A 6,303-nucleotide genomic window follows, 5' to 3' on the forward strand; every position below is an offset into this window, starting at 1 on the left:
TGCGGCCAAACTCAATTATCTCACGGATTTAGGATTCTCTAACTTTAAATATAAACCATTGATTAGCACTGATGATTACTGATGAGCACTGATGGCCTACAACAACGTACTTGGCGTATTTTTTTAAATCAGTGTTCTTCAGTGTCCATCAGTGGTTAAGATAAGTCCCTGTCGACGGGTTAGCCGATTCGTATTGATGAATTCTTCTAATAGATTCAACTTAACGACTACCTCAAGAATGAAATCCTCCAGTCCAAATATCCTTTTGATTCTTAATGATGACATGGGCTTCTCCGATATCGGTTGCTATGGCGGAGAAGTGCAGACGCCCCATTTGGATCGCATGGCGGCCAAAGGGTTGAGGTTTACTCAATTCTACAACACTGCGAGATGCAGCCCTTCGAGAGCATCGCTTCTCACGGGATTGCACCCCCACCAGTCAGGAATCGGGATTCTTACCTACGATACCGGGCCCGAAGGGTATGCGGGCAATTTAAATAAACGGTGCGTGACGATCCCGGAAGTGCTCAAGGGAGCGAATTACCGTACATACATGAGCGGCAAATGGCATGTTGCTGGTAGTCTTCAGGAGCCTTCCGACGCTTGGCCGTTACAACGTGGATTCGACGAATTCTTCGGCACGATAATTGGTGCGGGCAGTTTCTATGATCCCAACACTCTGACACGAGGCAACGATAACATTGAAGCCGAAGCGAAAGCGGATCCTGATTTCTTTTATACCGACGCCATTAGCGATCAAGCGGTGGAATACCTGCAAAAACATGCCGCGAAGCATGCGAATCAGCCATTTTTTCAATATATAGCCTACACCGCTCCTCATTGGCCGCTGCATGCACATGAAGAAGATATAGCACGATACCGGGGACGCTTTGGGGCAGGCTGGGACCAGTGTCGCGAACAACGCCTGGATCGCATGATCGAAATGGGGATCATTCATCCTTCCTGGAAACTTACCGATCGGGATCCTTCACAACCTCCCTGGGAAGAGGAGGAAGAAAAGGACTGGATGCAGCGAAGGATGGAAGTCTATGCGGCCCAGATCGATCGGATGGATCAAGGCATCGGCCGAATTCTCGATGCCCTCGAAGAAACGGGTCAAATGGATAATACTGTCGTAATCTTTCTTGCCGACAATGGAGGGTGCGCCGAAGACATTCCGGACAATGTTCCAGTGGAGGAACTGGTGGAAAATCTACAGATCGCCCGTTCGCACACACGGTCCGGTGAAGTGGTTTCGATTGGCAATCGCCATGAGGTTACACCCGGACCCGAGAACACTTATCAAAGTTATGGAACCGCGTGGGCAAACCTTTCCAATACTCCTTTTCGACTATACAAACATTGGGTCCATGAAGGAGGTATTTCTACCCCACTCATCATTCATTGGCCAGAGGGAGTAGATAAAGTGGGTGAATTGCGCCATTCACCAGGACAGTTGCCTGATATCATGGCAACCGTGCTTGAACTTGCGGGTGCTGCGTATCCGTCAAGTTATGACGGCAATGAAATCATACCCCATGAAGGGACCAGTCTGGTTCCTCTATTCACCCAGGACAAGCGGGAGCGAGGACCACTCTTCTGGGAGCATGAGGGCAATGCCGCAGTTCGACTCGGTCAGTGGAAGCTTGTTCGCCGTTTTCCCGGTCCATGGGAGCTTTATGATATGGAGTCTGATCGCACCGAGATGAACGATCTCGCATCGGAGCAACCCAGCCGGGTCACAGAGATGTCCGGATTGTATGACTCGTGGGCCGGGCGCAGTGCCGTCATTCCGCGAGAAAAGATTCTAGAACTTATGTCCACGCTTGAAGGTAAGGCTTTTTGGGAGGATGAAGAAACGACCAAATGAGTACAAGAGTCCTTGATACCAGAATCGCGAATTCCCGGAGATACTGCATCGTTCTGGTAGTTACGGTGCTGTTTCTCGCCGGCTGTGGAGGAGGGAAAAAGGACGGCGTAGATCATGTCTTCAAAATCGCCAACGTTTTAGCCGAGTCTGATGTAACAGGGTACGGCCTCAATCGCTTCGCTGAAATTGTGGAACAGAAATCCGGAGGTCGCATCGAGATTCGCCTGTTTCATGGTGGTCAGTTGGGATCGGGGGTGGAGACTTTTGAGGCGGTTAAAAATGGGCATCTCGACCTGGCGGCTGATTCCTTCGCGAACCTTGCAAGTATTACTCCAGCATTTGAGGTGTTTCATCTGCCTTTTCTTTTCTCATCCCGTGCTGAGATGCTGGCTGCCTATCGTAGCGAATCCGTTCGCGAACAAGTTAACCAGGAGTTGGCCGAAGTGGGATTACGATGGTTTGCCACCTTCGAAATCGGGGGACCTCGTCAGGTGGGTACATCCCGCCGCAAAATCACCCGCGCTGCAGATCTTGAAGGATTGAAATTTCGTGCCTCACGATCGCCCTTGGAGATTGCCGCCCAGGAAGCGTGGGGAGCTAAAGGTGTGACAGTCGATTGGACCGAAACTCCGGAAGCAGTGCGCTTGGGAATGGTCGACGGACTAACGGTCCCTTATGCCAGCTTCTATTCTGCACGATTTTACGAAGGCGGTCTCATTCGGTATCTCCTGGATTTAAATTTCCAAACCTATGCGTTGGTGGTAGTAGTTAACTCTGCTGGCTGGGATGCGCTCCCAATCGAGGTGCGCTCGACACTTGATGAAGCGGCACGTGAGGCGGAGACCTGGCACGTGGATTTCGTGGGTGACTACATTACTAAAAACATTCGGGAGATGCGTGCTGCGGGAGTTGAAGTAAATTCGCTGCCGGCATCCGAGGAAGAGAATCTGAAGAGGCGAACCAAAGACGCAGTGTGGGGAGAGTTTGTGGGCCGACGTGGAATTTCGCGCGTCAAGCTGGACCTGATTCAGCAGGAAATCCAAGGCGTGGGTGGCGAAGGTTGGGGGTATGAGACAAACCCGCATTCACCTCCCGAATGAACAAGGTTAGCGCAAACGACTCCGGCGAAAGTACGCTCTTGCGGAGAATTGCGGCTATTGATGTTGCATTGGCGCAATGGGTCGAACGTGTGTGCGTCATTTTGCTTGGGCTTATGGTGTTGACGACTACCGCCTCCATCGTGACCCGGTTTGTCATCTTTAACCCTCTCAATTTTGCCGATCCGCTGGCTAAGTACCTTATGATGTGGTGCGCATTTCTTGGCGTTGGTCTAGCCTTGAGAAAAGCGGAGCACATTGCGGTGGAAATGTTAAGGGATCGCTTGAAAGGTACTCCCCTAATTCTTCTGGAACACTTGGTAGACGGTGTAATCTTCGTTTTTCTTGGAGCAGTGGTGTTTTACGGATTCGGCTATGCCTTAAGCGGACGTGAATCGCATGATCCCTTTGTTTTCGGCGTCAGCATGACAATTCCGTATCTGTCTGTCCCGATTGGGGCAGGGGTTGCTTTGTTCCAATTGGCGCTTTCCTCTGCGATTCGAGTGGAGCGTCGTCGTGGCAACAAACTTCCATCGGTAGGTTAGGAGCAATGGGAACCCTGATTACCTTCGCACTCATTTTTCTCATCCTGGTGGCAATTGCCGTACCGGTTGCGTTTGCGCTCGGGGCATCGACCATGGTTATGTTTCTACTATCTGATCATTCGCTACAGCTTTTCACCCAGCGTTTGTGGACAGGGCTCGATAAGTTTACGCTGGTCGCGATTCCGTTCTTTATCCTGGCAGGTGAATTGATGAGTGGTTCGGGTATTCTGAACCGGCTAATGGAATTCGCGCGTTTAATTGTCGGTCGAGTAAAGGGCGGATTGTATTATATCAATATTCTTGTGAGCATGCTTTTTGGCGGGATTAATGGATCTGCCGTGGCGGACACGAGTGCGATCGGATCGCTGCTGATCAAGGCGACCAGCAAGGAATACGATGATCCGGATCTGGCGGCGGCCGTGACGGCTTGCAGTTCGATTGTTGGACCACTTATCCCTCCAAGCCTCCCGATGCTTATCTATGCATTCGCTGCTGCCAATGTATCCGTGGCGGGATTGTTTCTTGCAGGTATCGTTCCCGGCGTGGCTGTCGGTATTGCGCTTATGGTGGTAACATGGAGCATCTGTCGGAACCGCGCGCTTCCAGTTGATAGTCGCCGCTATACGGCAAGGGAAGTTGGTCGCATCCTCTTACGTTTTATCACTGCGGCAGTCTTGCCGGTTATTATGGTGGCGGGAATTGTGGGCGGAATCGTAACTCCGACAGAAGCAGGGTGTGTAGGAATCGTCTACGCCCTTTTGGTGGGCTTTTTCGTGACACGTGAACTCACGATCAAGGCGGTCTACGCGGCTATGGCCCGAACGGTTGTGGTGACGTCCATTGTATTGCTGTTGGTATCAGTTGGCAATGCAACCACCTGGTGGCTGACTATCGAAGGTCTGCCCACACTCCTGAGCGAAGGTTTTGTTGCCATGACAAGCAGTCCGGCAATGTTCCTCCTTCTGATGGTGTTGCTCTACTTGTTCATTGGCATGTTTATTGAGCAGGCCGCAGCAATGATTATGTTGGTGCCGGTCTTTGCCCCGCTCGCCGCCCGATACGATGTGGACCCGATCCACTTTGGTTTAGTCACCTGTCTTTCGCTTGCATTGGGTCTTGTGACGCCGCCCGTCGGTTTATGTCTCTTCGTAGCCAGTGGCATTGCGGGATCGCCGATTCAACGTGTGTTCAGAGTATCTATACCTTTTATCGTGGCTACTTTCATAGTATTACTTGTGGTCACTTTCCTGCCTTCCAGCTTCTTGTGGCTTCCTCAATTGTTCGGATTTTGAGCGATTTTAATTAGCCGCTCCACAGACAGTTTGGGACCTCCTTGATTTTCTAATCTGCCATCAGTGGTTAAGATAATCAAAAGAGCAGATCACCGGGATTTAAGAAACAACAACCACTGATTTCGCTGATGAGCACTGATAACGCCAAGCAGCTAAATGAACCTGAGTAAAAGAAAAGGTGCCGGACTTAGCCGTGCCTCGACATAGCATTTCAATGCGACGGCGGGTTGTTTAGTGTTCTATACGTCGGGGGATTTAAATTGAAGAAAGTGAAAAGTGTCCCTCAGGGAGTTCACTTTTTGTCTCTCCCAGATGGGGGGACAGTGATCGATCTTGGAGGTCATGGCTGATAAAGCGATGCAATGTCCGTGCTTGCGCATCTGACTATTCACCGGCAGTTTGTTTTCGTGAAAACACATCTTCCATTATTCCTGCCTAAAGTTTGGGCCAAGGTCTTACTTTCGCTGGTACTTATTTGTTTTGCTGTAGGGACCCATAAGGTAACGGGTCAAACCACGGGCACGACGCATCAGTTTATAGCGACAGAGTATTACAATACCTTCTCCTTTGCGCATCCACCCGCACTAAATATACGTCCGGGGGACCGGGTCGTTACCAAGACCATCGATGCGGGGGGGCGCGACCAGAAAGGCAATCCAGTGGCAAATGGACCCAACCCACAGATTGGACCTTTTTATGTCGACGGTGCCGAGCCCGGCGACGTTCTGGTCGTGCGGCTGGAAAAGTTAGAGCCGAATCGGGATTTCGCCTTTTCGAACACCTTTCTCGCTCCCTATGCTGCGGATCCTTCCTTCCTTCGCCACGAAGGAGAACGGGAACGTCAGCAGGAGATGTGGGATGTCGATCGGGTGGCACGAGTGGCACGGCCGTCCACCCCAGCCTTGCGCAACCAAGGGATCGAGATGCCGTTCAGACCCATGCTTGGTTGCATCGGCGTTGCGCCACCCCGTAAAGAAGCGGTCTGGACCGCCACTCCGGGCGAGTTTGGAGGCAATATTGACTACAACGGTATGGTCGTTGGCGTCGAACTGATGCTACCGGTGTTCGAACCCGGTGCCTTGCTCTTCATCGGAGATGCACACGTTCGCCAAGGCGCAGGCGAAGTACTGGGAAATGCGCTAGAGACTTCCATGGACGTGGAGTTCTCGGTGGAATTGATCAAGGACAAAAAAATCGGGTGGCCGCGAATTGAGAATGGTGACTCCCTCGTTGTTCTCGGTAGTGCCCGACCTTTGTTACAGGCCCTCCAGCATGCCACTACCGAGCTGCAGCGGTGGTTGATGGAAGACTACGGCTACGACGAGCGCGGCTCTTCATTATTGATGGGGCACGCTTTGGAGTATGAGATCGCCCAGGTCGTCGACCCCCATTTCACCGTGGTGGCAAAAATACAGAAAAGTTTTCTTAGCAAGACCCTGTTCGAAAAGCCTTCCGGAAGGAAGGTTTTCTTTTTTTTGGTTCGTAGTTCAGGCTTGAGG

The 6,303-nt window shown here is 51.4% G+C and carries 5 protein-coding genes; all 5 read left to right on the plus strand.

Going from position 1 to position 6,303, the window contains the following annotated elements:
* Positions 1–238: 238 nt before the first annotated feature.
* Entirely contained in the window at positions 239–1,870 is a 1,632-nt protein-coding gene (locus O3C43_24400; GenBank protein ID MDA1069629.1) for an arylsulfatase, read from the plus strand.
* Positions 1,867–2,970 (plus strand): TRAP transporter substrate-binding protein, encoded by a 1,104-nt coding sequence (locus O3C43_24405; GenBank protein ID MDA1069630.1) that lies wholly within the window; start codon positions 1,867–1,869, stop codon positions 2,968–2,970. Before O3C43_24400 ends, O3C43_24405 begins: the two co-directional genes overlap by 4 nt.
* Complete coding sequence (locus O3C43_24410) at positions 2,967–3,512, plus strand: TRAP transporter small permease (GenBank protein ID MDA1069631.1); 546 nt, start codon at positions 2,967–2,969, stop codon at positions 3,510–3,512. Before O3C43_24405 ends, O3C43_24410 begins: the two co-directional genes overlap by 4 nt.
* Before the next feature lie 5 nt (positions 3,513–3,517).
* Positions 3,518–4,804, plus strand: coding sequence for a TRAP transporter large permease (locus O3C43_24415; GenBank protein ID MDA1069632.1), 1,287 nt, complete (start codon positions 3,518–3,520; stop codon positions 4,802–4,804).
* Between the two features lie 407 nt (positions 4,805–5,211).
* Positions 5,212–6,303: acetamidase/formamidase family protein (locus O3C43_24420; protein MDA1069633.1), on the plus strand; the 1,092-nt coding region annotated here is incomplete at its 3' end.

Source organism: Verrucomicrobiota bacterium (assembly GCA_027622555.1).
Taxonomy (GTDB): domain Bacteria; phylum Verrucomicrobiota; class Verrucomicrobiia; order Opitutales; family UBA2995; genus UBA2995.

Coding starts and splice junctions, on each gene's coding strand:
- O3C43_24400 (MDA1069629.1), top strand. CDS start 239: ATGAAATCCTCCAGTCCAAATATCCTTTTGATTCTTAATGATGACATG.
- O3C43_24405 (MDA1069630.1), top strand. CDS start 1,867: ATGAGTACAAGAGTCCTTGATACCAGAATCGCGAATTCCCGGAGATAC.
- O3C43_24410 (MDA1069631.1), top strand. CDS start 2,967: ATGAACAAGGTTAGCGCAAACGACTCCGGCGAAAGTACGCTCTTGCGG.
- O3C43_24415 (MDA1069632.1), top strand. CDS start 3,518: ATGGGAACCCTGATTACCTTCGCACTCATTTTTCTCATCCTGGTGGCA.